Annotated in this window: 1 protein-coding gene; it reads left to right on the top strand. The window is 38.4% G+C overall.

Annotated elements, in window-relative coordinates; genetic code table 11:
* A partial coding sequence (locus N1032_RS27685; protein WP_259543942.1) for a hypothetical protein occupies positions 1-529 on the top strand: 529 nt, incomplete at both ends.

Here is a 529-nt window from a genome sequence, read left to right as displayed (position 1 = left end):
ATTCCATGACATAACCTTGCATGAAGGTGTAGCTAATGAAAACACTCCTCGTAACATTGCTAGGGATGTTCATGGGATGACAGCTGCTGACATCAACGCTGAACACAAATCAGTGTTAGAGTCTAAAGGATCGTCCATTTTGGGAGGTAATAGAGCGGCAGAACAAGCAGAAAAATACCAAACCTATGAATCCCATTTTAATGCTACCAACAAAGCTTATAAAACTGCTAAACAGAAAGTTAGTAATGCTTTTGATGATAACTATGAACTAGCACTTCGTACTCGTGAAAGCCTAAGTCGTAGGGAACAACCTGAATTGTACCAGAGAGCCCAAGATTTAACTAATGCTTTGGATGATTTAAGACAACTAAAAAACCAAGTGTCAAATGGTGATCCAATAAACACAGATAAACTTGCTACTATTCAGCGTCAGATTATTGACCATGGAACAGCACTAGGACTGACACCACAGTTTAAAAATATTTTAGGTCAAACGGGAACATTTAACCCAACTCTTGATTTACAAGCA

The sequence above is a fragment of the Herbiconiux daphne genome, assembly GCF_024979295.1.
Lineage (GTDB): Bacteria > Actinomycetota > Actinomycetes > Actinomycetales > Microbacteriaceae > Herbiconiux > Herbiconiux daphnes.
The sequence above is the reverse complement of the archived record's forward strand: the minus strand, read 5'-3'. Positions and strand labels throughout refer to the sequence as shown.